The 26326-nt window shown below is 43.6% G+C and carries 25 protein-coding genes and 1 pseudogene; 12 read left to right on the top strand and 14 right to left on the bottom strand.

Annotated features, from left to right (window positions below; genetic code table 11):
• Positions 1-414 precede the first annotated feature (414 nt).
• The 4 genes from AB4384_RS14790 to AB4384_RS14805 form a co-directional block, all read right to left on the bottom strand.
• Positions 415-2400, bottom strand: coding sequence for a choice-of-anchor X domain-containing protein (locus tag AB4384_RS14790; protein WP_372129734.1), 1986 nt, complete (start codon positions 2398-2400; stop codon positions 415-417).
• A 12-nt stretch (positions 2401-2412) separates the two neighbouring features.
• A complete protein-coding gene (locus AB4384_RS14795) occupies positions 2413-3930 on the bottom strand; it encodes an esterase/lipase family protein (RefSeq protein ID WP_372129735.1) in 1518 nt (505 codons plus the stop codon).
• Positions 3931-4419: 489 nt separating this feature from the next.
• A complete protein-coding gene (locus tag AB4384_RS14800) occupies positions 4420-5517 on the bottom strand; it encodes a nickel/cobalt transporter (RefSeq protein WP_136982812.1) in 1098 nt (365 codons plus the stop codon).
• Between the two features lie 94 nt (positions 5518-5611).
• Positions 5612-6334 carry a DUF1007 family protein gene (locus AB4384_RS14805; RefSeq protein WP_136982811.1) on the bottom strand — a complete coding sequence of 241 codons (723 nt, stop codon included), beginning with the start codon at positions 6332-6334 and terminating at the stop codon, positions 5612-5614.
• 475 nt (positions 6335-6809) lie between these two features.
• On the opposite strand from AB4384_RS14805, the gene AB4384_RS14810 reads away from it, so the two are divergent.
• A complete protein-coding gene (locus AB4384_RS14810; protein WP_136982810.1) occupies positions 6810-7256 on the top strand; it encodes a NifB/NifX family molybdenum-iron cluster-binding protein in 447 nt (148 codons plus the stop codon).
• Positions 7253-7450 (top strand): (Na+)-NQR maturation NqrM, encoded by a 198-nt coding sequence (gene nqrM, locus AB4384_RS14815; RefSeq protein WP_017059103.1) that lies wholly within the window; start codon positions 7253-7255, stop codon positions 7448-7450. Before AB4384_RS14810 ends, nqrM begins: the two co-directional genes overlap by 4 nt.
• Before the next feature lie 63 nt (positions 7451-7513).
• Here the strand turns inward: nqrM and AB4384_RS14820 are convergent, their stop codons facing one another.
• Positions 7514-7792 carry a DUF134 domain-containing protein gene (locus AB4384_RS14820; RefSeq protein ID WP_029235478.1) on the bottom strand — a complete coding sequence of 93 codons (279 nt, stop codon included), beginning with the start codon at positions 7790-7792 and terminating at the stop codon, positions 7514-7516.
• 34 nt (positions 7793-7826) lie between these two features.
• Between AB4384_RS14820 and AB4384_RS14825 the strand changes: the two genes are divergently transcribed.
• Positions 7827-8276 (top strand): PaaI family thioesterase, encoded by a 450-nt coding sequence (locus AB4384_RS14825; protein ID WP_102320058.1) that lies wholly within the window; start codon positions 7827-7829, stop codon positions 8274-8276.
• 34 nt (positions 8277-8310) lie between these two features.
• A pseudogene (locus AB4384_RS14830) lies at positions 8311-8439 on the top strand (ABC transporter substrate-binding protein); the annotation flags it as partial.
• Positions 8440-8481: 42 nt separating this feature from the next.
• Here AB4384_RS14830 and AB4384_RS14835 read toward each other — a convergent pair.
• Complete coding sequence (locus AB4384_RS14835; protein WP_017059106.1) at positions 8482-8685, bottom strand: hypothetical protein; 204 nt, start codon at positions 8683-8685, stop codon at positions 8482-8484.
• Positions 8686-9049: 364 nt separating this feature from the next.
• Between AB4384_RS14835 and pnuC the strand changes: the two genes are divergently transcribed.
• From pnuC to AB4384_RS14850, 3 genes are all read left to right on the top strand, one after another.
• Complete coding sequence (gene pnuC / locus AB4384_RS14840) at positions 9050-9784, top strand: nicotinamide riboside transporter PnuC (RefSeq protein ID WP_017069647.1); 735 nt, start codon at positions 9050-9052, stop codon at positions 9782-9784.
• Between the two features lie 8 nt (positions 9785-9792).
• Positions 9793-10521: a nucleoside phosphorylase gene (locus AB4384_RS14845; RefSeq protein WP_372105030.1), complete on the top strand. Its 729-nt coding sequence runs from the start codon at positions 9793-9795 to the stop codon at positions 10519-10521.
• 125 nt (positions 10522-10646) lie between these two features.
• Positions 10647-11327: a Crp/Fnr family transcriptional regulator gene (locus tag AB4384_RS14850; protein ID WP_136978221.1), complete on the top strand. Its 681-nt coding sequence runs from the start codon at positions 10647-10649 to the stop codon at positions 11325-11327.
• Positions 11328-11472: 145 nt separating this feature from the next.
• Here the strand turns inward: AB4384_RS14850 and AB4384_RS14855 are convergent, their stop codons facing one another.
• The 6 genes from AB4384_RS14855 to AB4384_RS14880 all read right to left on the bottom strand — a co-directional run bounded on the left by AB4384_RS14855 (position 11473) and on the right by AB4384_RS14880 (position 17058).
• Positions 11473-13176 carry an FAD-dependent oxidoreductase gene (locus AB4384_RS14855; RefSeq protein WP_372105029.1) on the bottom strand — a complete coding sequence of 568 codons (1704 nt, stop codon included), beginning with the start codon at positions 13174-13176 and terminating at the stop codon, positions 11473-11475.
• A gap of 268 nt (positions 13177-13444) precedes the next feature.
• Positions 13445-14347: a VirK/YbjX family protein gene (locus AB4384_RS14860; RefSeq protein ID WP_133151375.1), complete on the bottom strand. Its 903-nt coding sequence runs from the start codon at positions 14345-14347 to the stop codon at positions 13445-13447.
• Between the two features lie 320 nt (positions 14348-14667).
• Positions 14668-14811: a hypothetical protein gene (locus AB4384_RS14865; protein WP_017059112.1), complete on the bottom strand. Its 144-nt coding sequence runs from the start codon at positions 14809-14811 to the stop codon at positions 14668-14670.
• 25 nt (positions 14812-14836) lie between these two features.
• Positions 14837-15112, bottom strand: a complete 276-nt coding sequence (locus AB4384_RS14870) for an HU family DNA-binding protein (protein WP_017059113.1) — start codon at positions 15110-15112, stop codon at positions 14837-14839.
• 356 nt (positions 15113-15468) lie between these two features.
• On the bottom strand, positions 15469-16164 hold the full coding sequence (locus AB4384_RS14875; RefSeq protein ID WP_017059114.1) for a VC0807 family protein: 696 nt from the start codon (positions 16162-16164) through the stop codon (positions 15469-15471).
• 321 nt (positions 16165-16485) lie between these two features.
• Positions 16486-17058, bottom strand: coding sequence for a YceI family protein (locus AB4384_RS14880; protein ID WP_372129736.1), 573 nt, complete (start codon positions 17056-17058; stop codon positions 16486-16488).
• 276 nt (positions 17059-17334) lie between these two features.
• On the opposite strand from AB4384_RS14880, the gene AB4384_RS14885 reads away from it, so the two are divergent.
• Both AB4384_RS14885 and AB4384_RS14890 read left to right on the top strand, forming a co-directional pair.
• Positions 17335-18051, top strand: a complete 717-nt coding sequence (locus AB4384_RS14885; RefSeq protein ID WP_136982815.1) for a DUF1826 domain-containing protein — start codon at positions 17335-17337, stop codon at positions 18049-18051.
• A 344-nt stretch (positions 18052-18395) separates the two neighbouring features.
• Positions 18396-20282, top strand: a complete 1887-nt coding sequence (locus AB4384_RS14890) for a methyl-accepting chemotaxis protein (RefSeq protein WP_372129737.1) — start codon at positions 18396-18398, stop codon at positions 20280-20282.
• Positions 20283-20388: 106 nt separating this feature from the next.
• Here the strand turns inward: AB4384_RS14890 and AB4384_RS14895 are convergent, their stop codons facing one another.
• Both AB4384_RS14895 and AB4384_RS14900 read right to left on the bottom strand, forming a co-directional pair.
• Positions 20389-20790: an ACT domain-containing protein gene (locus tag AB4384_RS14895; protein ID WP_017069835.1), complete on the bottom strand. Its 402-nt coding sequence runs from the start codon at positions 20788-20790 to the stop codon at positions 20389-20391.
• Between the two features lie 145 nt (positions 20791-20935).
• Complete coding sequence (locus AB4384_RS14900) at positions 20936-21829, bottom strand: LysR family transcriptional regulator (RefSeq protein WP_102393120.1); 894 nt, start codon at positions 21827-21829, stop codon at positions 20936-20938.
• 160 nt (positions 21830-21989) lie between these two features.
• Between AB4384_RS14900 and AB4384_RS14905 the strand changes: the two genes are divergently transcribed.
• The 3 genes from AB4384_RS14905 (at position 21990) to AB4384_RS14915 (ending at position 26320) form a co-directional block, all read left to right on the top strand.
• Positions 21990-22889 (top strand): Vmh family MBL fold metallo-hydrolase, encoded by a 900-nt coding sequence (locus AB4384_RS14905; protein WP_102393121.1) that lies wholly within the window; start codon positions 21990-21992, stop codon positions 22887-22889.
• 310 nt (positions 22890-23199) lie between these two features.
• Positions 23200-24015, top strand: a complete 816-nt coding sequence (locus AB4384_RS14910; protein ID WP_017059123.1) for a TauD/TfdA family dioxygenase — start codon at positions 23200-23202, stop codon at positions 24013-24015.
• A gap of 256 nt (positions 24016-24271) precedes the next feature.
• Complete coding sequence (locus tag AB4384_RS14915; RefSeq protein WP_372129738.1) at positions 24272-26320, top strand: response regulator; 2049 nt, start codon at positions 24272-24274, stop codon at positions 26318-26320.
• The last annotated feature ends 6 nt before the right edge of the window (positions 26321-26326 follow it).

Below are 26326 nucleotides of genomic sequence, written 5' to 3' on the forward strand. Positions count from 1 at the left end.
ACGCTGCAATTTTGCAACTTGATTATTGTATCGCTTCTCACTGTTTTTATTTAGATATTTTGGCTCTGTTTTGTAAATCGATGATGCTTAACGGGTCTATTCTAACTTTAGCTATCAGACTAGTGTAGGGGCATCTTTAAAGTCACCTAAAAAATTGGTGATGGGATGGATAGACCTGTGGAGTCACCCGGTTGTTGGGACTACTGGCATTTTTGGATAAAACTTCGATCTCATTTTGTTGGTTGATGGAGTCTATAGTGATTAGCGTGCTTTATCACTACTGTTGAGGGGCTGGCATAGTCTGCTCTAACAGAATAAACATATGAAGCTTGCAAGGTTCATCACTGTTCACTCTGAGAGGCCATGCCCAAAGCGATACCTTGGGCATGGCCTTATTCTATTTCAGTTTTAGGATCAGTACTCGATGAATAATGACACCTGCTTAACGTTAATGAAGAAACTTCTTTCATAGGGAGAAGAGGTAAGAGCAATATCTAGTTTGTTCAACCCAGACACTCTCTTCTCATTTAATGCTTCTAATAGTTTAGAGTTGGTAAACCTAAGCGTTTGACCGGCTTCTACGTTGTTGAATGTAGTGAGTGGATTACTCCATGCTGCACATATTGTAAAAGACTCACAGAACGTGTCGTAATCCAGTGTGTTTGGAGACCAAGTTTGATTAACGATATGCGCAGTTACATTGTTGAATGGAAATTGAAGAGTTGAATCTCCGAAATCAACAATAAGCGTTGCCTGTTTAATTTTCCCTCGAACCTCACTTAAGTCAAAACTCGCTAGTGTTTCGTAGTCGTATGGGATTGAAGCCCCCGCTCTTAAGTAACCACCGACACGATGTTGCGTGACATGTGTTGCTTGCCAGTTTTCTCTTTCCAAACCGAATAGGTTAGAGGGGAGGGTCACATTCACTGGCGGACTGAAATCAGAGGCTTGGTATGGTGGAGTTTGACCGAGAACTCCTTGTCGATAGGAGTCAACGCCACTGTAGATTAGCAGTGCGTTCAGTTCATAAGGACCATCGGCTTGCTTAAACGTGTCACCAGGAACGGTAAACTTGATGGTGTTTTCGCCAGCCTCAAGCGGTTCTTGGAAACTCACTAGCTCTAAATACTCTCCGGCTGCACCAACGATATTTACCGAACCTGTGTAAGTTCCACTGCGCGTAACATGGATAGGAAACTCAAAACTCAGCGAATCAATGTAGGTTCCATCTTGCGACATAGTCGGTGTGGTGACTAAACTCCCCGTGACTTCAATCGGTTCGCGGCAACGCTCAAAAGATGCTAAATCAATAAATTCTTCAAACTGAATTCGAGGGGCTGAAATTCGTATGTCATCTTGAGTGATTGCGTAGATGATCGTCGGGTTGGAGGTCAAAGTAGACGCTGAATCAAACGCGCCAAAAATATCTTCAGTTGAGTACTGTAGAGTGACGATTTGCTTCGCAGGTTTGAGTTGCAGACGTTTGCTTGTGTTCAGCTCGTCAATTCCATCGGTGAGGTAACCATGAATGGCAAAATCCCCCGCGGATTTAACATCAAGTTCCAAGCGCTGCTCTAAGGCAATAACACAGCCTTCAGAGGAAAACAGTGGAGCGAGTGAGAGGCTGACAAATTCAATGTCAGAGGGTAGTACGTGGATTTTTTTACTTGTCTGGCGAGTGATAGTTGTTCCATATTCTTCAAAAGACGTTATGCCTTCAATTAGATAATCCCCTTCAGCGGGTGGAACGAAAATATTGCTGTAGACACCATCTTTAGCAATAGCATCGAAATTGACACCCTCATCTTTAAGCGTCAGGCGTGTTTTTATTCCAGCTTCATCAATGATCACTGCGCTGGTTTGGGCACCTGTGATTGGATTCCCTTTGTTTGTCAGTAATGCAGAAACGGGAACTGGTTCACCGACCACAAATTGGTTTGCAGCTATCGCCATGCCAAACGCAATAGGGGATTGGATCGCAACCTGAGCAATAATTACTGTGTTGTAACTTGGGTTTGGAAAATCAACGACGATCTTCCATTCGCCAGGTTCAGGGTTAGTTACTTCAGGCAAAAATAAATAGCTGCCCGGTAGCGGCGGACTTTGTGTGTCACCTGAAAGTATGTTCGCTTGCACATCATTGGATGATGTTGCGACTTGCCCGTTAGGCTTGACTAAATATACGGTTGCATCATCCAACGGCACGATGATTTCTGCTTTTAGGGCTTCCGCTTTGTCGATGGTAAATAGCATTGTGACTTCGTTATCGTTACTAGTCACTGGTTGAGATAGTGTCGTGCTTGTACTCATCCCAACGGGTATTGCATTACTGGCGATAGCCGGTGTGATGAAGGTACAGAAAAGACTGAACACCATCACTAATTGCTTGATGAATTTCATTGTGGCCACTCCTTAGCGCATTGAAATAATTTGTTGTAGAAAACGTTCAACGTTTTGTCCCGTTTTCATTGTTGAGTGGTTAGCCAATACGTTACCCAATGCATTGGTATAACTTGGGTTAGCGCTTGCCAAGGTCACAACAACATCATTTTCTTGCGGTACTGTTTGAATGGCTTGGTAACTGACTATGGTGATTGGATGAGCTTGTGGTCCATGCACACTTGGCATTGTGACCGGTTGAGTTTGAGTATCGAGGTAGGCCGCAGAACTAAAGCTTCTTAGCGCCTGCCAAGCGGTAACGCCTGCCCAACGCGATCCCCATGGGAATAGGCCAACGATATCAGGATCTTTCTCAATAACACCGTCTTGGTTGAGATCGGCATTTGCCCCAATAGAAAATGTATTTGCAATATTGCCGCGAGTACGCATTTGGATCGCGTTTGATGCTGTATCCGTTGTTAGATCACGGATACCAGGCATTTTAGGACCCGCAAACGGAATATTTGGGAGTTGCATGTACTTGCCAGCGTAATTATTTGGATCGGTACTGACGTTACTGTAGATATCGGCGTAGTGGTCCATTTTTATCACCGACAAATCTGCTGCGACGCTACCAAGGTGAGGTGTGGAGAAAGTAGAAAGGGAGGTTATCTCAAAGGAAGGGCTAAGTGCTTTGAGGTTTTGGGTATCTAGCCCGCCTTTACTGTGTGCAATGACGTGAACTTTGTCGGATTTCAACTCATCGAGAAAACCCTGAATTTTGTTGTTCAAGATATTAGCGTTAGTCGCTGTGGTTCCATTTTTGTCAGCAGAGAAACGAGTATAACGAATGCCATAGTCATCAAGTGTAGAAAGCACGCCTGGAGCCGTATCATCATCCCAAGTGTCTGATTGTGCAGCAATGCCATGAGCAAGAATCACAGGAATGGCAACATCAAACTCGATTGAGACCCAATCGACAGACATACACCAGTTGTCTCCCGTATTGCCAGTATCAATATCGACGCGAATCTCATTGTTTTGGCCGAACTTGACATCACTGATATCGACTTGAAGGTTAGTATCCGTCCAACGGTTATCAGCGCCTTGCAGCGTACCTAAAGACTTTCCGTTAAAAGATACGATATCTATTTCTGGAGCAATATTACTGACGTTGGCATTGGAGTCTATGTCGAAGACCGGCATGCTAATCCTTGCGTTAGAACCGAGAACGCCTTTTTGCTGCATATCGCCCAGTTTACTTGGGGCAATTCTCCCGTCACTTTGTAAAACGTTGGGGCTGACAACCATAGGAACAGGTAAAGAGATAAGTAGAGGTCCGCCAGAAGCATAGGTACAACCGGTATCCAGACCAGGACCAGAATTGACAACATAAACGCCGAGTACTTCTTGCGGTGGGGCTATCCCAGAGCTTTGTGAACGCATCGAGAAATTACGCAATTCGTGTGAATCAGGTATATCTTCGGCACTCGCGAAACTCGGAGAAAGTAACAAAACACTGAGCGTGGCGCTCGGAATGTATAGTTTCATTTGTTTACCTTTGAGTATAGGTTATCCAAGAATTTGGTTGAAGAAAGCTCTATCTGTAGTTGTAAGGTAAAGGCTTGGAGTTTGATGTGAAATTTATTGGGTATAATTTCGGCTTGTTACTCAATTGATAAAACTGCTGCTCTATTTTTTTTCAAAATAGGAAGAGTGCGATCGTAGTTTCTGGATTGCGGAAGTTATGTCCTTATTTTCAAAAGGAGGGGGATAGTGCTCTAATATTGTTAGAACAATCTAAGTTAGTTTATGAAAGAGTAGCTAAGAATAGGAAAATCAAAGTTGGATGTAGGTTTGTTACAGAACTACATAGAGCGCGCTGTTCTGAATGGCTGACTACTAACCTAACTGGCTGTGCAAAGTTAGGTTAGTAGAAATTATGTGGCTGTTAATTCAGATTTGAGAGATAAGGGCTAGTGTTTTTTAGTAAAAATGGTAAAGGTCGCAATAAACTGAGGTTTGTTATTACATCGTTCGCTACATAGTGAAAACAGGCGACATACCGCTGTCTTGTCCACTCATTAGCAACAAGCCAATTAAGACAAGTAAAACACCACCGAATAGCTGTAAATAATGACCTGCGGCTTTTAGTGAAGCACTGTTATTCTTGTTACCTGCTGCCAAATAGCGTTTTACCAAGTTCTTGCCTGTTAGTGTCATTATAGCAATCGTCGAGGTTGTGAAAGCAGTACCAATCGCCATGGCAAAAGCACTGACAACACCCATCCAATATAGGCCAACCATGTTTGCGAAAAGCAGTACCATGATGGCTCCGGTGCACGGTCTTACGCCAATCGTCACTATAATTCCAGCATATTCTCGGAGCGTTGAGGCTTTGTTGATTGCGTCTGCATCGGCTACATGCTGGTGGCCGCACCCACAGTCGGCATGAGAATGATCTGCATGAGTGTTAGCTGCGGCTTGCATTGTGCTAGTAGCGTCGATTATCGGAGAAGGGGCTGATATTGATGAACGAAGTGCCATTGGCGAACGCGCTGAAATTGTCGCAGCTGTGTCTGTTGCGAGTGTAGTGATGGCTTTCACTTTCAGCTTAGGCTTACGCATAGCGGTGTAGATGTTTTTCAAAGCCTTCCAACATATAAGTGCGCCGACGACCGCGACTAAGGCAAAGCTTAATGAAACAAACATATTCGCTTTGTCATTCACTACTCGCATGGAAGCACTAAAGCCCCACAGCAACACGCTTACTAGTAAGATTGCGACCAATGCTTGTAAAAAAGCGGAGACGGCCGTAAGCACTAAACTCGCCTTGGCTTTGGTTGGGTGAGTCGCTAAGTAAGTCGACACGATAACTTTGCCGTGCCCTGGCCCCAAAGAATGAAGCATGCCATAGATAAAGCTGAACCCGATAAGGTAACTGCCTGCGCCCCAAGGGTTGGATTTAGCTTCATAGAGCAGGTCTGCAAGTTCTGAATTGACTTCTCTTTGCCATTGAATGCTAGAGATAACTAACGATGGCCACATGGACCACAGTTGATACGCACCAATAGCAATAAGCACGAACGCGCCAGCACTAATGAGGTAGTGATTGATTTTGGATTGATTTTTCTTCATTTAACAAGAACCTATATCTGAAATCTTTCTGTTAATTAGTTGCCATGCTTAATCAGCTAGACGCTGACTTAAAGGCTGAAACGAACCACTGCGACTAAGAAGCGGGAACCGCCGCACAATGAAGCTCAACCGATTGTGTAAACAGTTGGCCTAGCGTGTTATCTGGATCTGCATCGACAGGTAAAGACATTGCATAACTCATTTGCTCTGGCGTCGGGTTAGGCTCGATTAATTCTAAATGGCATTGTCTTGCTAGTTCAGGTGACAATGTCACGTCGCTGTTGGATAGCCACGACATGTCGACAAAGTAACTAGGGTCAAAAATCAATACGCGAAGCGAGTTTCGTGTCACAGGCTTAGGTTTAGAAAGTGGTAGGTCAAATGTTAGAACCATCTTGGCTTTATCACGCTCAAACTTTGCGTTCTCAACCACCTGATATTTGATGGGCTCTTTACCATCATAAAAGTACGTGAAGTAGTGCTCGTACATCATGTTTTCGATTACAGACGCAGCGAGCTTTTTGAATGTTTCAGTTTCTGTATCGGCAGAGACGTCTTCTCCATCCAACATGTACATCGAGGTCATTGCATCAAAAGACCACTCCATAGAGAGACCGGTGATCATGCCATTCTCTCCCTCAATATGAGTTTTCATCTCTATCCAAGAGTGAGGGTGGGCATATAGATTTGGCGCAAAACACAATAATGCTAGGCCAACAGTCAAGCCCTTGAGAGAGCGAAAGCATGTCGAGAAACGGCTTACATAGCGTGTGGAGAGGCGATTGATGACATCGATTAGAATAAATGGCTGTTTCATGAGAAATGATGGTAATTTAGTGTGATGTTATATTATAACAACCCGATGCGTTGTTCACTTCAAATTATAAGCTTGTTTACATTGAAGCCGACTGCAATTCTTGATTTTCAATCCAACCTATTTTTCCTATAAACATCTTTGATTGGTCCCTAATTCGACATTATTCAGACTAGTGTGTGACGTTGAATAGTCGATTAAGCTCTCGGTTGTGCGAGGCCTTTTTGTAATGGGTTTGAGCTTGGCTCTTGATAACAGGCATTAACAACGCAAAAAATACCCCCAGTAAAAATACTACCCCCTAGTATATATGGTTATTTGAAAGGTAACTGAGATAGGCTGAAGATGACGGTAAGTTTGGGTGCTTGTGATCTTAGTTATCGATCCAGTAAATCTTATTTTTCACATGATAGTTATTGGCATATGCCAATAATGGGGCGTATGCTGAACTCCTGATCATCAATAACAGGAAGTTACTATGTTATACGCAGTACCTTGTCGCGACCTTCATGTTGGCAACCACTTTGCTCGTTCCCCACAGATCGCGATTGTCGATGAACAACGACAGATAAAACAGATTGTTCCTTTGATTGACTCCGACACCTCTTGCAATAAAAAGAAGCAATGGATTTCGGTTCTCCGTTCTTACGATGTGAAATCTGTGGTGGTTCGTTATATTGGTAAGAAGATGCTGGCGCACTTGTTCAATAACGATATTCGAGTCTTGGCATCGACAGGTAAGGCAGAAATCGGGGCTTTGGATTTCGACAATCTACGGGAAGTGACCGATCTCGATTATGGTCGCGAGCCGAGAAATAGTGGGTGTGGCAATAAAACGTGCGGCGAAAACGGGCACAAAAAACAAGCTTCGATTCTAATGGTACAGCCTAATCAGCTAGATGCTATTCGAGGGTTCCGACAATGACCTTTTTGTTGACGCTATTGGGGTTTGTCGGAGTCGTTACATTGATGGCGATAGGCGTGATTTTTTCGCGCAAGCCAATCAAAGGCAGCTGTGGAGGATTGGCGCAGTTAGATATTGAGCGTGAATGCAATTGCAAGGATGTGTGTGAAGGGCAAAGCAAAAAGCTGTATCAGATTACTGAGCCATCAAGCTAAGTATCGAAGTAAGCATCAGAGTTCTCGCTCACTGAGTTAAATAACCTCTGGCTAACACGTTAATTAACTACTTTGAATCACCAACGCGTGACCATTGACGATGCACTTGGCGACTTTAGCTCGTGCACGCTTGATAATGTTGCCGAACGTTTGGCGAGACACCTGCATTTGTTCAGCGGCTTCAAGCTGGCTCAGGCCTTCTTGATCAGCCAAGCGCAAGGCTTCGAGCTCTTCCAATAGCAATTCTTCTTTATGAAGCTCGTCCATAGGAACACCATTGGGCTTAAAACAAGAGTAAGCCGTACGGGTACACAACTGGCGATGTTTTTTTGGTCGAGCCATATCAATCTCTAGCAATCTATGGGTAAAGGTAAGTATGAAGGTTTTCTTTCCACACAATCATCGGCGTTGCCAAGTGTGCAGCCAAGGTTTTTTCAACGACAGCGCCATTTGCTTTGAAGCTATTGGCGAGCATGACACTTTAACTAAGCATGAGGCAGTAGCTAAATATAAAACCAGAGCCAAGATTGTACCAACAGATAAAACTGAGGGCTACGATGGCATCATGCAAGGTGGCATTGTCACTACACTGCATGACAGCGCGATGTTGCATTGTCTATTTCAGAATGATATCAAGGCGATGACGGTGAGTTTAACCTCTCGTTTTCATCATCCGATTTTGATTGGTCAAGAACTGGAAGTTCGTGCCCAGTGGGTGAAAAGTAGACGTAATATCTACTTCCTAGAAAGCCAAATTACTCAGTGCGGAAAGTTATGTTCGTCGGCACAAAGTCAGTTTATGTCAGTTTCTAGCTATCAAACTTAAGCTTGGTATAGCGGTGTTGTTTTATCAGTTATAAAAGTCCAACTACGGTTTCATAATCACTGAAAATAACGTGTACGAAGAAGAGATTAACCGCGCCCTGTTGAAGATTCGTGAGTCACGAAAGTGGCGTAAAATCTTGGTCGATTATTTCGCAGATCAGTAATCGAAATTAGAGGCTTATTCAAAAGCTTTTGGACTTTCGCCGTTACAGTTGATCTGAATCTGAGGCCTTGATCTTTTTGAAGTATTTAAATGCACTCCAAACCGCGTAAGCCGCAACCCCTACAATCAATGCCGAGCGAAGGAGAATAGGCGCATCATGCTCAAGTTGACCAACATGAGGAACAATACTGGCAAACAATCGACTGGTAAAAAGCAGCCCCATTACTAACATAATTACTTTATTCATGTGACCTGCCATTCAATTGAGTACGTTGCACAGAACGAGTTTTGGGGCGATTACACGGTTAACACGCCAGACAACGATTCTGCTCAAGATAAAATCATGCGCTTCTCAAACGTAACCGTCAATGCGATATCGGCGTTAAGCCAGTAAGCTAAAATTTCGTTTTTGGAAGGGGGCTGTTCTGGTGCTGGAGTTTCGAGTTCGAGACTGTGGGAGGGCTATGACATCTTCCCGTGAAATTGATTTTCCGGATTTAATATTCTGATTTATGACCGCATGCATTCTAGGGGGGACAAATGTCCTCCTTTTTATTTGGAGAGGCGCAATAAAATAGGTGCCACTAAAACAAATAATAAAGGACACATCTATGGACCTATTCGCTCTACTTGATATCAACAATACTTTAGTCAATATCCCAATAGGGGATGGCTACGCAATGAGCTGGATTGAAGCATTCGGCACCGTGTTTGGTCTGTTGTGTATTTGGTTTGCAAGCCAAGAAAAAACCATTAACTACCTGTTCGGATTGCTGAATGTCACCTTATTTGCGGTTATCTTTTTCCAAATTCAGTTATACGGACTGCTACTTCTTCAATTGTTCTTCTTCTGTGCCAACATTTACGGTTGGTACGCATGGACACGTCCTAATGAGCAAGGTGAAACGCTAGAAGTTCGTTGGTTGAGCCAAAATAAACTAGTAGCAACGGCCGTAGCGTGTGCGATTTCTATTGCTTTGTTAACTATGTACATCGACCCATTCTTTTTTGCGCTAGCAAACATCGCGGTAGATAGCCTGAATCTATTTGGTGCGGATTTAGCGGAGCCAGTGCTTGAACCGGATGCGTTCCCATTCTGGGATGCCACGATGACCATTCTATCTATTGTTGCTCAAGTTCTTATGACACGTAAGTATGTTGAAAACTGGATACTGTGGATTGTGATTAACATTATCAGCGTTGGTATTTATGCGACGCAGGGTGTGTACGCAATGTCTGTTCAATACGCAATCTTAATGTTTATTGCGGCAAACGGTACTCGTGAGTGGGCACGCACAGCTAAACGAAACAGTGATAAATCGTTAACTCAAGCAACGGCTTCTTAGGAGTGAAGATGGCAAAGCAACCTCATATCTGCGTTGATGAAACGCAAATTGCTCCGTTAGTTATTGTTTGTGGTGAGCCAGATAGAGCGAATCGAATCGCTAACTTGCTTGAACATGCTGAACTGGTCTCTGAAAACCGTGAATATCGAATCTTCACTGGTCAATATCAAGGTAAAGCGATATCGGTTTGCAGCACGGGCATTGGTGCACCTTCAATGATCATTGCGGTAGAAGAGCTTAAGTTTTGTGGTGTGACTCATATTGTCCGAGTAGGGTCTGCAGGCGCGATGCAGTCACATATCGGGCTTGGTGAGCTAATTATTGCAGAGGGCGCGGTTCGCGATGAGGGTGGTTCTACCGCTTACGTTAAGCCGTCGTATCCCGCCTATGCAAGCTTCTCTCTGCTTAAAGAGCTAGACAAGTTCTTGCAGCAGCAAACAACACCTTACTATTTGGGCACGGTACGCTCACACGACAGTTTTTATACCGATGACGAGAAGGCGCTTTGTCAGTACTGGAATGGCAAAGGCATTTTAGGTGCAGACATGGAAACATCCGCGCTGTTTACCGTGGGACGCTTGAGAGGGCTTAATGTCGCTTCTATCTTGAACAATGTTGTCTTGTACGAACAAGATGTAAAGGAGGGCGTTGGGCAATATGTCGATGAGGCAGAGGTAATGATGCAAGGAGAGCGGCTAGCGTCATTAGTGGCACTGGAAGCATTAATTACTCAATAAGAGCCTGAATAAATGCAAGACGAAAGCGATGGGAGACCGTCGCTTTTTTATTGGGTTCTCTCCTGTGGTTTAAGTGGTTACAATCGTTTGAATATAAACAGCAGTAATGCAATGAGAGAGTAAGTATGAAGATTGCACCATACTCAAGCGGACGCTTTAAAAACTACTTAGAACAAAAAAGCTCTGAATTTAGAGATCTCATCTACCAACACCAAGTTAACTCTCGTTACTTCAATCAAAATGATGAAATCCTACGTCAAGGTGAACAGCTTCAGTATCTTTATGTAGTGCCCGCTGGAAGAGTCTCTATGAGTATTTCGGCGGCTAATGGGCGACGCTTTCAATTGGGCGAAGTGAATTGTGATTATCATATCTTCGGTGAGATGGAGTTTTTCACGCAGACCCCTTGTCAGTGGAACGTAGTGGCTGATGAACACATGCAAGTTGATGTTATTTGCATTCAGAGATTAGCAGAAGCACTACTTGAAAATCCGGGGATGATGTTCTTCTTTGCCTCTGCATTGGCGGAAGATTATCAAGACTCTATGGGTATTTACACTAACCGTCTTTTACACTCAATTACCTACAATATTGCGTATGATTTATTGGTTCAAAGCGAGACTAACACTGTGTTAGGCGGTTTCGATAAAGTGAATCAAGAAGCGGAACGTTTTGGCACATCGAGCAGAGTGTATCGAAGAGCGGTTAAAGACCTATTAGACAAAGGTTTCATCAGAAAAGGAGAGCAAGGGTTAGAAATTGTCGATCAGCGAGCACTGCAAGCTTTTATTGACTCCTACGAATAATAAAAGAGCTTGGCACTTACTTAAATGCCAAGCTCGGTTTTTCAATGTTTACTATTAACTACTCGCATCTATTTATGAGCGACTTTCTCTCAGCAACTAGCCCGTAAGTGTCCGCGCACCATTACCGGCGACTAAGTATTAATCCTTAAGCTTTTGCATACATGAGTGTTCTATAACCACCGATTAAGTTGCGTGCTTTAAAGCCGTTGTTGACGAGTTGGCGATAAGCCACGTTACCACGTAACCCGACTTGGCAGTAGATTACAATCTCTTTGTCTTTTGATAGTTCGTCCATGCGGTGACGCAGTTGGTCGACAGGAATGTTGATTGCGCCTTCAATAAAGCCACCATTTTCTAGTTCGCCAGGGTTACGAACATCGAGTAGGAGTTGGTTGTCGCTTAATGTTGCAATCTCATCGAAATGAATAGGTGTCGCGTCACCTTTAATAATATTGTTGGCAACAAATGCGGCTTGGTTAATCACGTCCTTGGCACTCCCGTAAGGTGGTGCATAGGTTAATTCAAGGTGTTGAAGCTGATCAACGGTCATACCTGCACGTTGAGCTACTGCCATAACATCAATGCGTTTATCAACGCCATCTTTACCGACGGCTTGCGCACCTAGTATTTTCCCTGTCTTAGGGGCGAATAACATCTTGAACGAGACAATCTCAGCGCCAGGATAGTAGCTAGCGTGGCTTGCGGTATGCACATAGACTTTTTCATAGTCGACGCCTTCACGCTTCAACTGTTTTTCGTTTTTCCCTGTTGAGGCAACGGCTAGGTCAAAAATCTTACAGATAGCCGTGCCTTGTGTACCTTGATAAGTTTCACTGCGTCCGAGCATGTTGTCGGCAGCCATACGACCTTGACGGTTAGCAGGGCCAGCAAGCGGAACTAGAGTTTGTGCACCTGTGACAAAGTCTTTTTCTTCGACCACATCACCCACAGCGTAGATGCTAGGATCGCTAGTCTGCATCATTTCATTGGTGTAGATACCACCTAGTTCGCCAATTTGAAGTCCTGCTTCTTTTGCTAACTTAGTCTCAGGACGCACACCGATAGCCATGATTAAGATATCAGTAGTTAATGACTCGCCATTATTAAGTGTTAATTCTAATTCACCCTCTATGTGTTGGTGCTTCTCGCTCTCGCCTGAATCAAAACTTGCGATGTGTTCGTTAGGTATATATTTCACAGACTCAAGCGCGACGCCGAGTTTTAGGTCGATGCCTTTGTCACGAATCTCCGCATGGGCAAAGCCGGCCATTTCCCGGTCTACTGGCGTCATTACTTGGTCAGCCATCTCAATCAACGAAGTCTTGATCCCAAGCTGATGAAACGCTTCCATCATTTCCAAGCCGATAAAGCCACCGCCAACAACTGTCGCGTGCTCAGGTTTATTCATTTGGATTGTTTCGATGATGCGATCCATATCTGGAATATTGCGTAGTGAATGGGTGAGGGGGTTATCGATTCCTGAGATGGGAGGAACGACGGCACCGGCTCCAGGGCTGAGTAATAAGAAGTCGTAACTCTCGCTGTAGTGATTACCATCAACAAGATTTTTGACTGTAACGGTTTTATTGGTGCGATCAATAGAGGTAACTTCGTTCATCACTCGTGCGTCAACGTTGAAGCGAGCTAAGAAGCTTTCAGGTGTTTGTAACAGAAGCTTGCTTCTATCCTCGATATCGCCACCTATGTGGTATGGCAATCCACAGTTGGCAAAAGAGACGAATGGTCCTCGTTCAAACATTATGATTTCGGCTTCTTCACTAAGACGACGAGCGCGTGCAGCAGCTGAAGCACCTCCAGCTACGCCACCGATGATTACAATTTTAGTCATACGTTTACCTATTACTGTCTCTAAGTTTAACTATACAAATTGCCGAGCATAGAGCTTGTATCTTCTTAATGATCAGTACTGGCTGGTCGCCGGCGATTGAGTAGTTTTCGAAATACCTAGATACTATAAAGATGTAAATTAGCATTGTCTAATATTTATTTTAAAGCTATCACCTCGGGATTGAGCGTTTGGTCCAAGGGCTGTGATTAGACTAAAGCACGCTAGTAAAGGTAATACGCGTTAGCGAGTCGAGTACAGGTTAGCCAAATTAACTGTCATGAGCATAATGAACAGGATCATGGATGTGCTGACTGATTACGTTCTTCAGATCTTGTTCATACAGATCTAGCCAGGCATAACGCTCGCGATACAACTTACGCTTTTGACGTTTTAGAGCTTCAAGATCTTTCCTGTTCGGGTTTGTCGGGAGACGATAGAAATAGTTATCATGCACCTGTCCATCGTGCTCTTCCCACAGACTGTCGTATTTAAGGCTGATGTCTTTGTTTTTCTTACCGTAGCGTAATGAGTTCGAGACATGACCAGACTCTTTTACCGCATAGATATTGTCGATACCCAAGTTAATAGCGAGCAGTCGTAGTGTTTCTACCATGAAGGATTTAGGTCTTAAACCGTAAAAAGCTTTGGTGAATGTGCGGCTAAATCCATTGTCATTGGCGCCACCCTGTATACCGCCGATGTAGATGTTGTTGTCGAAAACAGTAAATGAAATGGTATACATTTTTTCGAGTTGAGAGTTGGTCAATGAAATTGTCAGTTCACCTTCTTTTCTCGCGTTTCTTTCGAAGCTGAGATTAACCAGATAAACGTTGTCATCTATCTCAAGTTTTAAAAGATTGAGCCTTTCGTTATAGATTTGGTGTCTAGCTTCTGTTGCGAAGGTGTTTTCAAACCAGTCGTAGTGTTTGGATAAGATATCGATCTTTTCTTTATTGCTAAAGCCAGTACATAAGTAGGGAGTCACAAATTTAGAAAGGAAGTTGGGTTGCTTGATAAATAATAACTTTCTCTCTTCAGAGTTGAAATTATTACTCATTTTTCGAGTAGCTGAATAATAAAACAGGGCTCGAATAGTAAACTTAACTATCGCTTTGTACTTACCCTTATTTTTATGGGTATTTGCTTCAATCCCCATGCGAACGACATTCATAATCACCTCAAAGAAGAAGGATTGCCCGAACATAGTCGTGTCATGAACCCTTCCAATAATCTCACCAATAACAAGAAAATGATGATAGTGAAAAAGGTGATTTGGGTAAGTATGGATATGTATAGCTATGTAACTCAATCAGTTACTTAGCGTTCAGATTTTGGACAGATGTGTTTGTCGCTTTAGTGGGGAGGGGTATCAATGTTATTTATTAGAGGCGCTTGCTCCTAAATCAAAAATGCCACTACAAATCTGCAGTGGCATTAGAACGATAACAAACTATCACCTTGCTTAAACCTAAACTTTAGTTCTTATATAAACTAAAGTTCTAACAGTTTAGCCAGTTCACGCTCTTCGAGAAGCTCTTCAATGCGTTGACGAGTCTTAGGCGTTTCGGCTTGCGCTTTAGTCGACTTGCCTGCTTTTTTGCTTCGGCTCGTTTTCGCTTTTTCCTTAGTCGTCATCGTAATCTTCCTTGTGTTTTTTGTGTTACAGGTTGCACGTCTCTTTTAGTGCCTTGCCCGCTTTAAATGCTGGCGTCTTTGATGCGGCAATCTGAATCTCTTCTCCGGTTCGCGGGTTACGACCAGTGCGAGCAGCTCGAGAGTTAACTTTAAAGCTACCAAATCCAAGGATCGATACGTCATCACCGTTCGCAAGCGAAGTAGAGATACCTTCAACTAGCGCATTTAGTGCTGTGCCTGCTTGGTCTTTTGAGATGTCTGCAGAAGTCGCGATGTGTTCAACTAATTGAGATTTGTTCATAATCTATATTCCTTATTGAGTACGGCTAGCGTCTACCTTTAGCACCTAGCTTATGCGATCTTATCAACAGCAATTGAAATAATGTCAGTGAGCGGGTAGAGCTTTGTAAAGTAACCAACAGAATTGACTATAAAAGCATCTGTCGGTTCAATCAATGCAATTCATTGATTATTATTGGTTTATAGACATGTTGCCCAAATTTACTTGAGAAAAGAGCATTAGGGTTGCCCGTTCGATTCATAATCCAAATCGAAGCTGTCATCTATCACGTTGATAACGAAAGAGTAAAAACAAAGAAGCCCAGCTTAATTGCTGGGCTTCATGTTGTGCTGTCAGAGCGATTTGTTAATTCAGAACTATTTAGTAATAAAAATTTGTTCTGTTTCTAGTGATGTCATCGTGCGAACTTGACGCCAAATGTAGTAGAAAATACCTAACATCATCAGCATGCTTGGGATGGCGATTGCTGGGTAGCTGTAAAGTGTCAGCTTGCCAAGTTCTTCATTAAAGGCAGCGGTGCCAGCAGGGCTAGTCACAATCCAAGTCGCTAGGAAGTAGTTCATAGCTGAAGAAAATGCGAAAGTACTCGCGAATAGGTAGTTGGATGTCATTAGACAACGATCAAACTTTGCTTGGTTACCGAACTGCTTTAGGCGCTCTTCAATAAGAGAGATATTTAATAGGGCCGGTGTGAAGATAACTTTCTGGATAAACGGGTAGCGGGTGAAGGTTGAGCCAAGAACCGCCAAACCAATTAGACCAGGGATTAATGCTTCTTTTAGTGCTAACCAACGAGTGTCTAGCTCAAAGAAACCAATACCGCCCGTCAATAGCACGCTTACAAAGCCGAGCGCAGCGATGAAGTTGAACTTCTTATTGCGGATTAACTCCATGCCACCATAAGCAATAGGGAAGGCAAGGGCAACAAGCAAAGCTAAGCCTGTTCCGAGATGCTCATCTCCACTGAACTTCATTAAAATGAATGAAGGAAGAAAGACGTTAAACACGACTTCGAAAAGAGGACTCGATTTTTTGTTTTCTGTGTTACTCATAATTTCTAAATACATTATGTTATGGATTTGTTCTCAGGGATTGTTGTTTACCTCGCCCAAGATGTAAAGCCTTAAGGCGTCATGCTGTGTAACGACATGTGACATCAACGACATCTCTGAGCCTATATAACGCTAAATTTAATACTTTGTGAGGGATGTTTATCTGGCCGACTTGGGGAAATCGAGTGGAAATTTTGGTTTAGTTTATTCAAACCTAATTCAGTTTATTGCGTTGTCGCGTACTCTTACTCACATTCACCGCTCTCAAACGATTGATGAATGTGAAATGAGGGAGAATAGAAAGGAATAGTTATAAGTCCATTATTGGTCGAAAAGTAGGTTAAAGCCCAAAGGGATTTGGTCGGAAATCGCTAATCCACCCACGGTCGCTGAAAGTGTGTTTAGATTCTCTGTCGATATCCCAAAATCAGCGCCGTTGACGATGATTGTCGAAGCTGAGCTAACCATGACAAACCCTGAGGATGGAGCCACCACAACTGGGAAATCGATCGTTTTGGTTACGCCGTGTAAAGTAACTTCCGCTGCTACTGTTGTTCTTTTTGGATCACCAGATAGCATCGACGGTTCAACCTTCCCAGAGATCTTCACTTCAGGAAAAGTCATCGATTCAAAGTAGAGTTCATTCAGTCTCTGGTCACGAATAGCGACTCCGGTGCTCACGCTTTTCAAGTCCAATACTATTGAAAACTGACCCTCTTCGGTAAGTCCTCCAGACATAGGTTTGATGGATGCGGGCTCGACAACAAACTGCTTTTTAATGGTCGCGAATGTGATGTTCGATAACTTCGGATCTAATGTGTAGCCCGACTCCGCGAAAGATTGAGCGGAGATAACGGTGCATAGGAGGCCGAATGTAGAGATTAGTTTTTTCATAAGTTGTCACCAGATTGATGAATTCACAGGTTTACGTTCTTGAGTCGTACGTTTTTAAAATGACTTTTTGGAAAGAGTGATTGAGAGAAGCTTAGTTCAGCATTCGAAAAATTACCGCAGGAAAAGAAGAGCGTCGCTGTATTACTGGAATCATGATCGACGAAGTGACTTGTTTATTTTTAGTTATGTTATAACATAACCAAAATCACTCTTGCCAAGAATAATTATTCTGTTGGTAAAAGGGAAGCGATGAGCATGTATCAAGGAGACGACGTAATGAATGCCGTGTTAACCAAGCCTTTGGCTACCAATAGCAGCCAGCCACTCAACATTAGTTCAGCTGTGAGTATTCAGGATAAGGCAAATCACAAGCCAAGCTTGAGTGCTTCTGAGCAGCCAACGGTATTAGCGGATATCTACCAAAGTGATATTAATATAGCGGTATGGCAGCGACAGTTTGATGAAGGCTTAACGACGGCAATTAGTGAATTTATCGCCTTGAATCCAAACTTTAGTAAGTCTGTTAGCGTGTCACCTGATAATGCTTTCGATAAGTTGGAATTTGCTACCGATGGCACCGCCTCTAAAGCGCTATTAGAAAACATGGCAGAGCTGGTGGATATGTTCTGTTGTTTGTTTGAGCTTGAAGAAGTCGGGTTACGTTTAGCCGTTCTGAATAAAGCGATGTGCCCACGTTTCCATTTTGATCAAGTGCCTTGCCGCTTGGTGACAACTTATCATGGTGTTGCGACTCAATGGTTGCCAAACGACTTAGTCGACCGTTCTAAGTTAGGGCTAGGGGCTAACGGAAAGCCTGATTCTGTTTCAGGCCTGTACAACGACGAATCTGACATCCAGAAAATGGCCAGTGGTGATGTTGCGTTATTAAAAGGGGAGCGTTGGAGTGGCAATGAGAATAGAGGCCTTGTTCACCGTTCACCAGTCACTTCATCTGACGAAACACGATTGCTGTTAACGTTGGACTTTGGTTGATCAACTTTTGACTACTTTGTCCGCAACCTGTTTCTATTCAGACGTTCAACACGTTTAAATACCTTCCTAATGATCTAACGGTATAGCGCGATCTGTGCCGTTATTACTCTCAAACAGAGACACTCATCAGCTGACCATGTTTAACTCATTAATTCAAAATTTATAGTTTACCATTCTCTAAATCAATGGGTTACGATGCGTGCTCTTACTCACACATATGAATAATTCAACCGGTTAGCTGGTTTCTTAATTTATTTTAAAGCGTAAAATATATCCCGCTTGCAAACCGCTTTGGCAATCAATTTGTTCGCCACGGTTTATTACTTCCAAATTATAGGTTTCCTATGTTCAAGAAACTCTCGCTTAAAAATAAGCTGGCGATTTCAGCCAGTATGGCCATTATCCTGGGGGGGATTTTGGTCGAGGCATTGTCTTTTCGTGCTTCACTGCAAAGGTTGGATATTGAAGTTGAACAGCGCTTAGAGGGCGCATCGGCTTCGTACAATCAATATGTATCGGATTGGATCTTATCCAAAGAGCGTGCGCTTACTTCTCTTTCGAAAGAGTCCAAACAAGAAAGCTTGGTGACTCATCTAAAACAGGTTCGTGACTCAGCCTCTTTTGATAATGTCTTCTTGGCATTTCCTGATGGTTCGCAAAAGAATGCGAACGGTGTTGTGTTGCCACCGGGCAATGATGATCCACGCGTATGGGGTTGGTACACCAATGCGGTTGCGAACCCAAGCAAGGTGTTCATGGATAACCCAACGGTTGCTGCAGCAACTGGGGCGAACGTTGTTTCATTAGGAACAGCAATGCAACTGCATGGGCAACAGGTTGTGTTGGGTGCTGATGTAGAAATTACAGACATCTTAAACAGTCTAGAGCAGGTGATTCTTCCAGGTGAAGGTTACATGTTCATCGCGACCAATAAGGGCACGGTTTATACGCACCCTGACACTAAGTTACTGAACAAGAATATCAGTTCACTTGGGTTAAATTTCTCCGATGTACAAAAGGCTCTGACTAGCGGTAAAGACACTTCTATCGAGCTGAATGGCAGCGACTATGTTCTGTACGCACGTGCTATTGACGGAACGAGCCTGATTACAGTGAGTGTTGTTAATCATGACTCTCTGGTTGCACCGTTATTTGATGCAGTGATTGGTCAAGTTTTAGTGACACTGCTGGTCGTCATTGTATGTACCATACTGTTTAACCTTTTGTGTACTATTCTATTCCGTCCGTTGAACCACGTATCTCAAGCATTGGCGCAAATCGCGAATGGTAGCGGTGATTTGACTCAACGCATTCATGTAGAAAACCAAGATGAAGTGGGCGAGTTGGCTCATAACTTCAATACCTTTGTTGGAAGCTTACAGCAGTTGATTGGCCATATCCGTGGGCAGTCAGAACAGCTAAATAGCCAGTCAGAGCAAAGTACTCAACGTGCGAACCGTTCTGTGGATGAGCTTAACCATCAACAGCAAGAAATCACAATGGTGGCAACGGCTGTAACGGAAATGGCCTGTGCAACTCAAGAGATTGCATCGCATGCCGAGCAAACAGCAAAAGCGGCACAAGACTCAGCGACAAGCACTAACAGTGGTCACGCTCTGGTCGTCGACACTAAAGGTTCTATCAATAACCTAGCCAATGAAGTGAACGAAGCAGGTAATGTGATTAGCGAACTTAACAAGCATGCTCAAGAGATCTCGACTGTACTCGCAACGATTCAAGGCATTGCAGAGCAAACCAACTTACTTGCTTTGAATGCTGCGATTGAAGCGGCTCGTGCTGGTGAACAAGGTCGTGGCTTTGCTGTGGTTGCTGATGAAGTACGTGTGCTTTCGCAGCGCACTCACTCTTCAACAGAAGAGATCAAATCAACAATTGATATCCTGCAGCGCACAACGGCGCAAGCGGTTGAGCTGATGGAGAGCAGTTCTAAGTTGGCAATACATTCAGTAGAAGATGCCGATCGAGCTTCGCATGCGCTTGAAGAGATCAATACTGCAGTTGCTTTGATCAGCGATATGGCGACTCAAATCGCGACGGCTGCTGAAGAGCAAACACATGTGACGGGTGAAATTACCCAGAACGTGGCGACCATTAAAGATGTTACCGACCACTTAGTTGTGGGCGCACAGGACAGCTTAACTGAGTCGAACGAACTTAAGAGCCAAGCCGCTGGCTTAAGTGACAAAGTGGCGACTTTTAAGCTTGCTTAACTGGTTCGCTCACTGATGCCTGATCAGTGAGTGCACGTTAAGCAATAAGCCAAAGCGACGTAGATTACGTCGTTTTTTTTGTATTTGTGAGTAATCGAATTCTTTACTAATCTACTTCTGAAAACTCTTTCAGCGCACTCATTGCAGCTTCTGCTTTGTCTTTTTGAACGAAGATGTGGTCGTGATAGTAGCCCGCAACCACGTTAGCGCTAATGCCGTAAGAGCCAAGCTTTGTCGCAAACGCCGCCGTTAATCCAACCGCTTCAAGGCTCGAATGTACCGATAAAGTGATAAGGCTAAATACACCGTCGAAGTTTAGCTGAGCTTTGGTCGCAACGTCTTCTTCCAGAACCAGCGTTAAACCTTCTTTCTCACGAAAAGTTGAGATTGGATTGAGCTGAACATAGTCTGTTAACGCTCCGTCGACAGTACAGAAAACATAGTTGCCTTCAATGAGTTCTGGTGACATGGACTTTAACAAAATGTCTAAATCGGTAATGGCAGTCATAGTCAGTTTCCCTGCGTTAATAAGCTAATTGATGATGTATGCAGTCACGATAGAAGCAACTGACAGTTAAGTAAAATTAATGATTTTAATTCTGCATCAGTTTTACTAATGGCAAGTTTTCCTCCTTAGTGATGGCATCGTACTTCTACCAACTTGTCGATTGTTCCATCTCGTCAGATAAATGGTCGATAAAGGCTCTTAACAGCGGTGTGACTTGTTTACGCGTTCCATAAATAGCATGAACACCGAGCGTTTTAGGTTGCCATTCAGAAAGCAGTGGCACTAATAGACCATCACGCATCATGGTTTCCACTGAAGGGAAGGGCAGTAAACAGATACCGTTGCCTTTGAGTGTGGCAGAAAGCAGAACCTCTGAGGTGTTTGCACTGATATTCCCTTTAATCGGAACCGATTCGAGCCCATTGGGGCCATTGAACGTCCAAGCGGTTTTGCCAAAGTAACTGAACGATAAACAGTTGTGGTGCGCTAGATCTTGGGCTTCTGTGGGTGTGCCTTTCTCTTTTAGATATTGAGGCGATGCGCAAATCACGGAGCGGCATTCACCGATCTGCTTCGCGACAATATTGGGCGTCAGTTCGTTGGTTATGCGAATGGCCAAATCGATGCGTGACTCAACCAGGTTGACGGTCTGATCAGTCGAGATAATGTCGATAGAAACCTCTGGCCATTTGGCGATGAAGCGACTAATTGATTCCATCAAGAAGCTATCGACAATCGAGTAGCTCGCAGTAATACGCAGCTGACCTTTTAAATGCTCTCGGTTTTGGTTTCTGATCCCAGCTAGGGATGTTTCCAGTGCCAAAAGTTCTCTGGCGACCTCAAGTGTTTCTTTACCTGCGCTGGTTAAACTCAAGCTTCGTGTTGTTCTGTGAAGCAAGCGTGTGTCCATCCATGTTTCTAACTCACCCAAATAACGAGTGACCTTGGTTCGTGAGAGATCAAGGTGCTCTGCCGCTGCGCTCAAACTGCCACGTTCCACTATGGTGACAAAGACATTCATTGCCTCGAGTTTATCCATTGTTTTATTGCCTAGAGAATTAAACCGACCTCAGTATATGTCCGAAAACTGCAATAGTTAAAGTCAATTTGATATCTATTTCATCTAAAAACAATCAAATAAGATATTTGGACATTCAACGAGTTGGCAGGTGTTCAACTCCAAGTATCGGAATAAAGCCATGAATACGTTATCGAAAAACCTGTTATTAAAAAGCATGCTTTTAGGAACCATAAGCCTAGGAACCGTGCTGGCATCAAGTGTTGCTTTAGCTGTGGATCTGAACATCACTCACTATAACCCCGGTGAGAACGCGATATTCCCTGCAAGCTCGGTATTGGTTTCGGGTGAGAAAGAAGTGATTCTATTTGACGCACAATTCAGTGTCGCAGACGGACAAAATTTGGTGGAGCAAATCAAAGCCACAGGCAAAAAATTATCGATGGTTTACATCAGCAGCGGCGACCCAGATTACTACTTTGGTTTGGAACCGATAGTTTCGGCATTTCCTAACGTTAAAGTCGTTGCCAGTGAAGCCGTTGTCGCGCATATCAAACGCACCAAAGATGCAAAGCTTGAATACTGGGGGCCTATATTAGAAGGCAACGCGCCCTCTAAGGTGATTGTTCCAATGGTGATGAACGACACAACATTAAGCATCGAAGGTGAAACCATCGAAGTGAAAGAGATAAATACACACCAAGCTTACCTATGGGTTCCGTCTGAAAAAACGGTGTTTGGTGGCGTGTCGGTGTATAGCGGTGTGCATGTATGGATGGCAGATACTGCATCGAAAGAGATTCGTAGCCAGTGGTCACAATCGTTGGAGCGTATGAAAGCACTAGAGCCAGAGGTTGTAATTCCGGGTCACTATTTAGGTGAAATGCCAACAGGAATAAATGCAGTTCACTTCACGAAGGATTATGTGGCTGATATTGAAAAAGCGTTGGCGAGCAAAAGTAATCCAACATCGGTCGAGATCAGTGATTACATGAAGAAAGCCTACCCGAAATTTGAGGCTACGGAAGGCGATTTAGAACTTGGCGCGAAAGTGCTAAGCGGCGAGATGGCTTGGCACTAGAGTTGATTATCTCGGTTGTGTCCCAGAACAGTCTGAAGATTGTATGCTAGATTTATTGGTGATACACAACTGGAGATATCGATGATCTGGCTTTCAGTGAAAGTACTACAGATTGGACTTGTCTATGGATACAGGAAGTATCAAAAAACGAAAAGAGCTCCAGCTTAGGAGCTCTTTTTTTGTTTCGGAGAGACGACTTTCTATTTCAAGTGAGAAAGAAAACCAGCATTTACCCGGTTTACAGTTAGTAGTCAGATTAGCCTAGTAGCCAGATCCGCCCTGCAACTCAATATCACCAATAAGCGAAAGTATGTTGAAAATAGAACCCATTACTCCTCACATCGGCGCTCGTATTCACGAACTAGAGCTTTCTACATGCAGTGCTGATGAACTCGATAAGGTGTATCAGGCACTTATTGCCCATCAAGTGATCTTTCTCGACGGGCAGACTTTGTCTCCAGAACAACACTTGATGATTGCACAGCGCTTTGGAACGTTAGAACCTGCACATCCTTTCTTCCCTCGCGTGGAAAGTGCGCCACAGGTGAGTGTGATTGAAACAACCCGTGGCAATGCGCCAAAGGAAAGTTATTGGCATACCGACTTAACGTGGCGCAGCTTGCCGTCGAAAGCTTCCCTGTTGCATGCTCAACACATTCCAAGCATTGGTGGTGACACTATCTGGTGTTCTATGACTGCGGTTTTTGAATCTCTACATGAAGATATGAAAGCTAAGTTGAGAGGGTTGTCGGCGACTCATTCGCTTGTGGCCTTTGAAGGTATAGAATCAGAAGACATTGATCTCGATTGGCACAAATCCTTGATTAAAACAGCACAGGAGAATCCGCCAGTGGTTCACTCTGTTGTTCAAGTTCATCCTGAAACGGATAAAGAAACGCTCTGTATCAATGAACAGTTTACTCGTTATATCAACGAACTCGACCGCAAAGAGAGTGATGTTTTACTCAGCCAACTGTTTGAAATTGCGAGACGCCCTGAGTTTCAAGTTCGTTTCAAATGGGACAACGGCTCAATGGCGATCTGGGATAACAGGGTAACGCAACATTACGCAGTGATAGATTACGGGGATACTCCAAGAAAAATGCATCGAGTAACAGTGACATAGCGGTAAGCTGAACACAGTTATCAAAAGAACACCGCGCATGCCCATCCCTGAACCATGCACTCGTACTTAAATTTAAGCGTCAGCAGGGTGCATCATTCATCTACGCTTAATAATAAAAACAAATGCGTTGGTACATATTTGATTGAAACCTCACTGCTCGGACGTGATGTGTAATATAATCGGCGCCAAAATATAAGTATAAAAACCAAATCATAGAATTAATAAACGTCAGGGCTTAGAGAGCAAAGTATTTCGTATGAACGCGATTCGTAAAGTTTACCAGTACGCAGAACCGAATTTAACCCTCGTGGGTTGGATGGGCTTTGTCGGCTTCCCAATTTACTACATTGTGTGGGAGTTTTTGTTCCCGCAACCCTACGAAAACTTAGCGCTTCGCCTGTTTTGCTCGGTATTGTTCTTTGGCATTATATTTCGCAATCGCGTCCCATTTGAATGGCGAAAATACCTTCCGGCTTATTATCAAGTTGCCGTAACTATCTGTTTGCCAGGTTTCTTCTTCTACATGCTGCTAATGAATAATTGGTCCAACGTTTGGGTTATGTCATTCATGTCGGCTATTTTCCTCCATATTTTATTGGTGCACGTGACGAGAGTGATGTTTGCACAAACCTTTGCCGGTATTGGGATTGCTACCTTGTGCGCTTGGATTGCACAAGGCTTCTACCTCGAACTCACAATGGATTGGACGCATGTGCCAATCTTTTTGTTTATCTACTTATTCGGCAACTTGTTCTACTTCCGCAATCAGGTGGAACATGAAAACAAGGTGTCATTGGCGAAGTCTTTTGGTGCGGGTATTGCCCATGAGATGCGAAACCCTCTAAGCGGATTACTTACCTCTATTGATGTCATGCAGTCCATATTGCCGAACCCTAAAAGTGGCGATCAAAAAGGGCAATATGCGTTAAGCAATGAAGAAGTGATTCAGTTGCGTGAAGTGGGCGATGAAGCGATGGAGATCATTCATTCCGGTAACGAAACGATAGATCTGTTACTGACTTCAATTGATGAAAACCGAGTCTCTCGATCTACGTTTAAGAAGCATTCAGCGCAAGCGGTGGTTGAGGATGCGATAGACAGTTTCAATTACAAGCGCTCTGCTGATAAATCAGCAATCTCTTTAGACGTACAGAGTAACTTTGATTTCTTGGGTAGCGACACTTTGTTGAAGTACGTGATGTATAACTTGTTCAAGAACGCATTCCACCATCGCTGCCCTGAAGATTTTCATATTCATGTCACCATGTGTAGTGATGAAGTGGCCAATCAAATAATGGTTACCGATAACGGATCAGGCATCTCAAATGATGTGATTCGACGCATTTTTCAGGACTTTTATACTACTGGCCAATCGGGTAATTACGGCTTAGGTTTGCCATTTTGTCAGAAGGTAATGCGCTCGTTTGGTGGTGAAATTAAATGTCAGTCTGAAGTGGATCAATGGACACAGTTCACGATGACTTTTCCGTCTTTGTCTTCCCATTCGGTGAAAGAAATCAAGAATGAACTGACTAAACTTAAGACTGTGCTAATGGTGAGTGACCAGAAAGTTCTCACCAATAAAATGACTGAGGTAGCCCGTTTTATGGGGTTTGAGCTCACGGTGTTGGATGTAGCATCAGCGCTTAAAAATAAGGAATACCAGTTCGAATTCGACTTGATATTCGTTGACATGGAGAGCTTGGATTTAAGAGCAAGTTGCCTCGATAGGATTGAATCTTTACTTTCATTCACTGAAGCTCGAATCATCTATTTGTATGAACATCACCCAATTAAACGTGTCCGAAACGTTGCTTTTGAACCTATTTGGGTGGAAACACAAGTTTGGCTACTGAATACCAAGGCGACCATCGAACGCTTACTTTTCGACTCCAACTATGTGATGCCATCAGTTTCTGTAAAACCGTTAGAGGCTACCAATAAGCGCACGATCATGGTGGTCGATGACAACGAATCTCTGCGCCGATTTACGGCAATGTTATTGGAAAAGCAGGGTTTTGATGTCGTACAGAAAGAAGATGGGCAACAAGCCTTAGACGCGTTGGATAGCGATGATATTGATTTAATTCTGATGGATATTGAAATGCCAATCATGGACGGTGTTGAAGCTTCTCGCCGAATTCGCAGTGCCGACAAAGAATACTCTTCGGTGCCGATTATTGCTCACACGGGTGACAGTTCTCCCGTTACCTTGGAAAAGATGGAATCATCAGGCATGTCGGACTTTATTGTTAAACCTGCCGATAAAAACCGACTGTTTGATAAAATTGCTCACTGGATTTAGCGGGTG

The organism is Vibrio sp. 10N.261.51.A4 (assembly GCF_041471945.1).
Lineage (GTDB): Bacteria > Pseudomonadota > Gammaproteobacteria > Enterobacterales > Vibrionaceae > Vibrio > Vibrio crassostreae_C.

Excerpts from the sequence above, each read along its gene's own strand:
- AB4384_RS14805 (WP_136982811.1), bottom strand. The coding sequence starts at position 6,334 with ATGAAACAGCCATTTATTCTAATCGATGTCATCAATCGCCTCTCCACA.
- AB4384_RS14895 (WP_017069835.1), bottom strand. The coding sequence starts at position 20,790 with ATGACTGCCATTACCGATTTAGACATTTTGTTAAAGTCCATGTCACCA.
- AB4384_RS14900 (WP_102393120.1), bottom strand. The coding sequence starts at position 21,829 with ATGGATAAACTCGAGGCAATGAATGTCTTTGTCACCATAGTGGAACGT.
- AB4384_RS14910 (WP_017059123.1), top strand. The coding sequence starts at position 23,200 with ATGTTGAAAATAGAACCCATTACTCCTCACATCGGCGCTCGTATTCAC.
- AB4384_RS14875 (WP_017059114.1), bottom strand. The coding sequence starts at position 16,164 with ATGAGTAACACAGAAAACAAAAAATCGAGTCCTCTTTTCGAAGTCGTG.
- AB4384_RS14790 (WP_372129734.1), bottom strand. The coding sequence starts at position 2,400 with ATGAAATTCATCAAGCAATTAGTGATGGTGTTCAGTCTTTTCTGTACC.
- AB4384_RS14860 (WP_133151375.1), bottom strand. The coding sequence starts at position 14,347 with ATGAATGTCGTTCGCATGGGGATTGAAGCAAATACCCATAAAAATAAG.
- AB4384_RS14810 (WP_136982810.1), top strand. The coding sequence starts at position 6,810 with ATGTTATACGCAGTACCTTGTCGCGACCTTCATGTTGGCAACCACTTT.
- nqrM (WP_017059103.1), top strand. The coding sequence starts at position 7,253 with ATGACCTTTTTGTTGACGCTATTGGGGTTTGTCGGAGTCGTTACATTG.
- AB4384_RS14825 (WP_102320058.1), top strand. The coding sequence starts at position 7,827 with ATGAAGGTTTTCTTTCCACACAATCATCGGCGTTGCCAAGTGTGCAGC.
- AB4384_RS14915 (WP_372129738.1), top strand. The coding sequence starts at position 24,272 with ATGAACGCGATTCGTAAAGTTTACCAGTACGCAGAACCGAATTTAACC.
- AB4384_RS14795 (WP_372129735.1), bottom strand. The coding sequence starts at position 3,930 with ATGAAACTATACATTCCGAGCGCCACGCTCAGTGTTTTGTTACTTTCT.
- AB4384_RS14800 (WP_136982812.1), bottom strand. The coding sequence starts at position 5,517 with ATGAAGAAAAATCAATCCAAAATCAATCACTACCTCATTAGTGCTGGC.
- pnuC (WP_017069647.1), top strand. The coding sequence starts at position 9,050 with ATGGACCTATTCGCTCTACTTGATATCAACAATACTTTAGTCAATATC.
- AB4384_RS14870 (WP_017059113.1), bottom strand. The coding sequence starts at position 15,112 with ATGAACAAATCTCAATTAGTTGAACACATCGCGACTTCTGCAGACATC.
- AB4384_RS14850 (WP_136978221.1), top strand. The coding sequence starts at position 10,647 with ATGAAGATTGCACCATACTCAAGCGGACGCTTTAAAAACTACTTAGAA.
- AB4384_RS14835 (WP_017059106.1), bottom strand. The coding sequence starts at position 8,685 with ATGAATAAAGTAATTATGTTAGTAATGGGGCTGCTTTTTACCAGTCGA.
- AB4384_RS14820 (WP_029235478.1), bottom strand. The coding sequence starts at position 7,792 with ATGGCTCGACCAAAAAAACATCGCCAGTTGTGTACCCGTACGGCTTAC.
- AB4384_RS14855 (WP_372105029.1), bottom strand. The coding sequence starts at position 13,176 with ATGACTAAAATTGTAATCATCGGTGGCGTAGCTGGAGGTGCTTCAGCT.
- AB4384_RS14880 (WP_372129736.1), bottom strand. The coding sequence starts at position 17,058 with ATGAAAAAACTAATCTCTACATTCGGCCTCCTATGCACCGTTATCTCC.
- AB4384_RS14905 (WP_102393121.1), top strand. The coding sequence starts at position 21,990 with ATGAATACGTTATCGAAAAACCTGTTATTAAAAAGCATGCTTTTAGGA.
- AB4384_RS14865 (WP_017059112.1), bottom strand. The coding sequence starts at position 14,811 with ATGACGACTAAGGAAAAAGCGAAAACGAGCCGAAGCAAAAAAGCAGGC.
- AB4384_RS14890 (WP_372129737.1), top strand. The coding sequence starts at position 18,396 with ATGTTCAAGAAACTCTCGCTTAAAAATAAGCTGGCGATTTCAGCCAGT.
- AB4384_RS14845 (WP_372105030.1), top strand. The coding sequence starts at position 9,793 with ATGGCAAAGCAACCTCATATCTGCGTTGATGAAACGCAAATTGCTCCG.
- AB4384_RS14885 (WP_136982815.1), top strand. The coding sequence starts at position 17,335 with ATGAATGCCGTGTTAACCAAGCCTTTGGCTACCAATAGCAGCCAGCCA.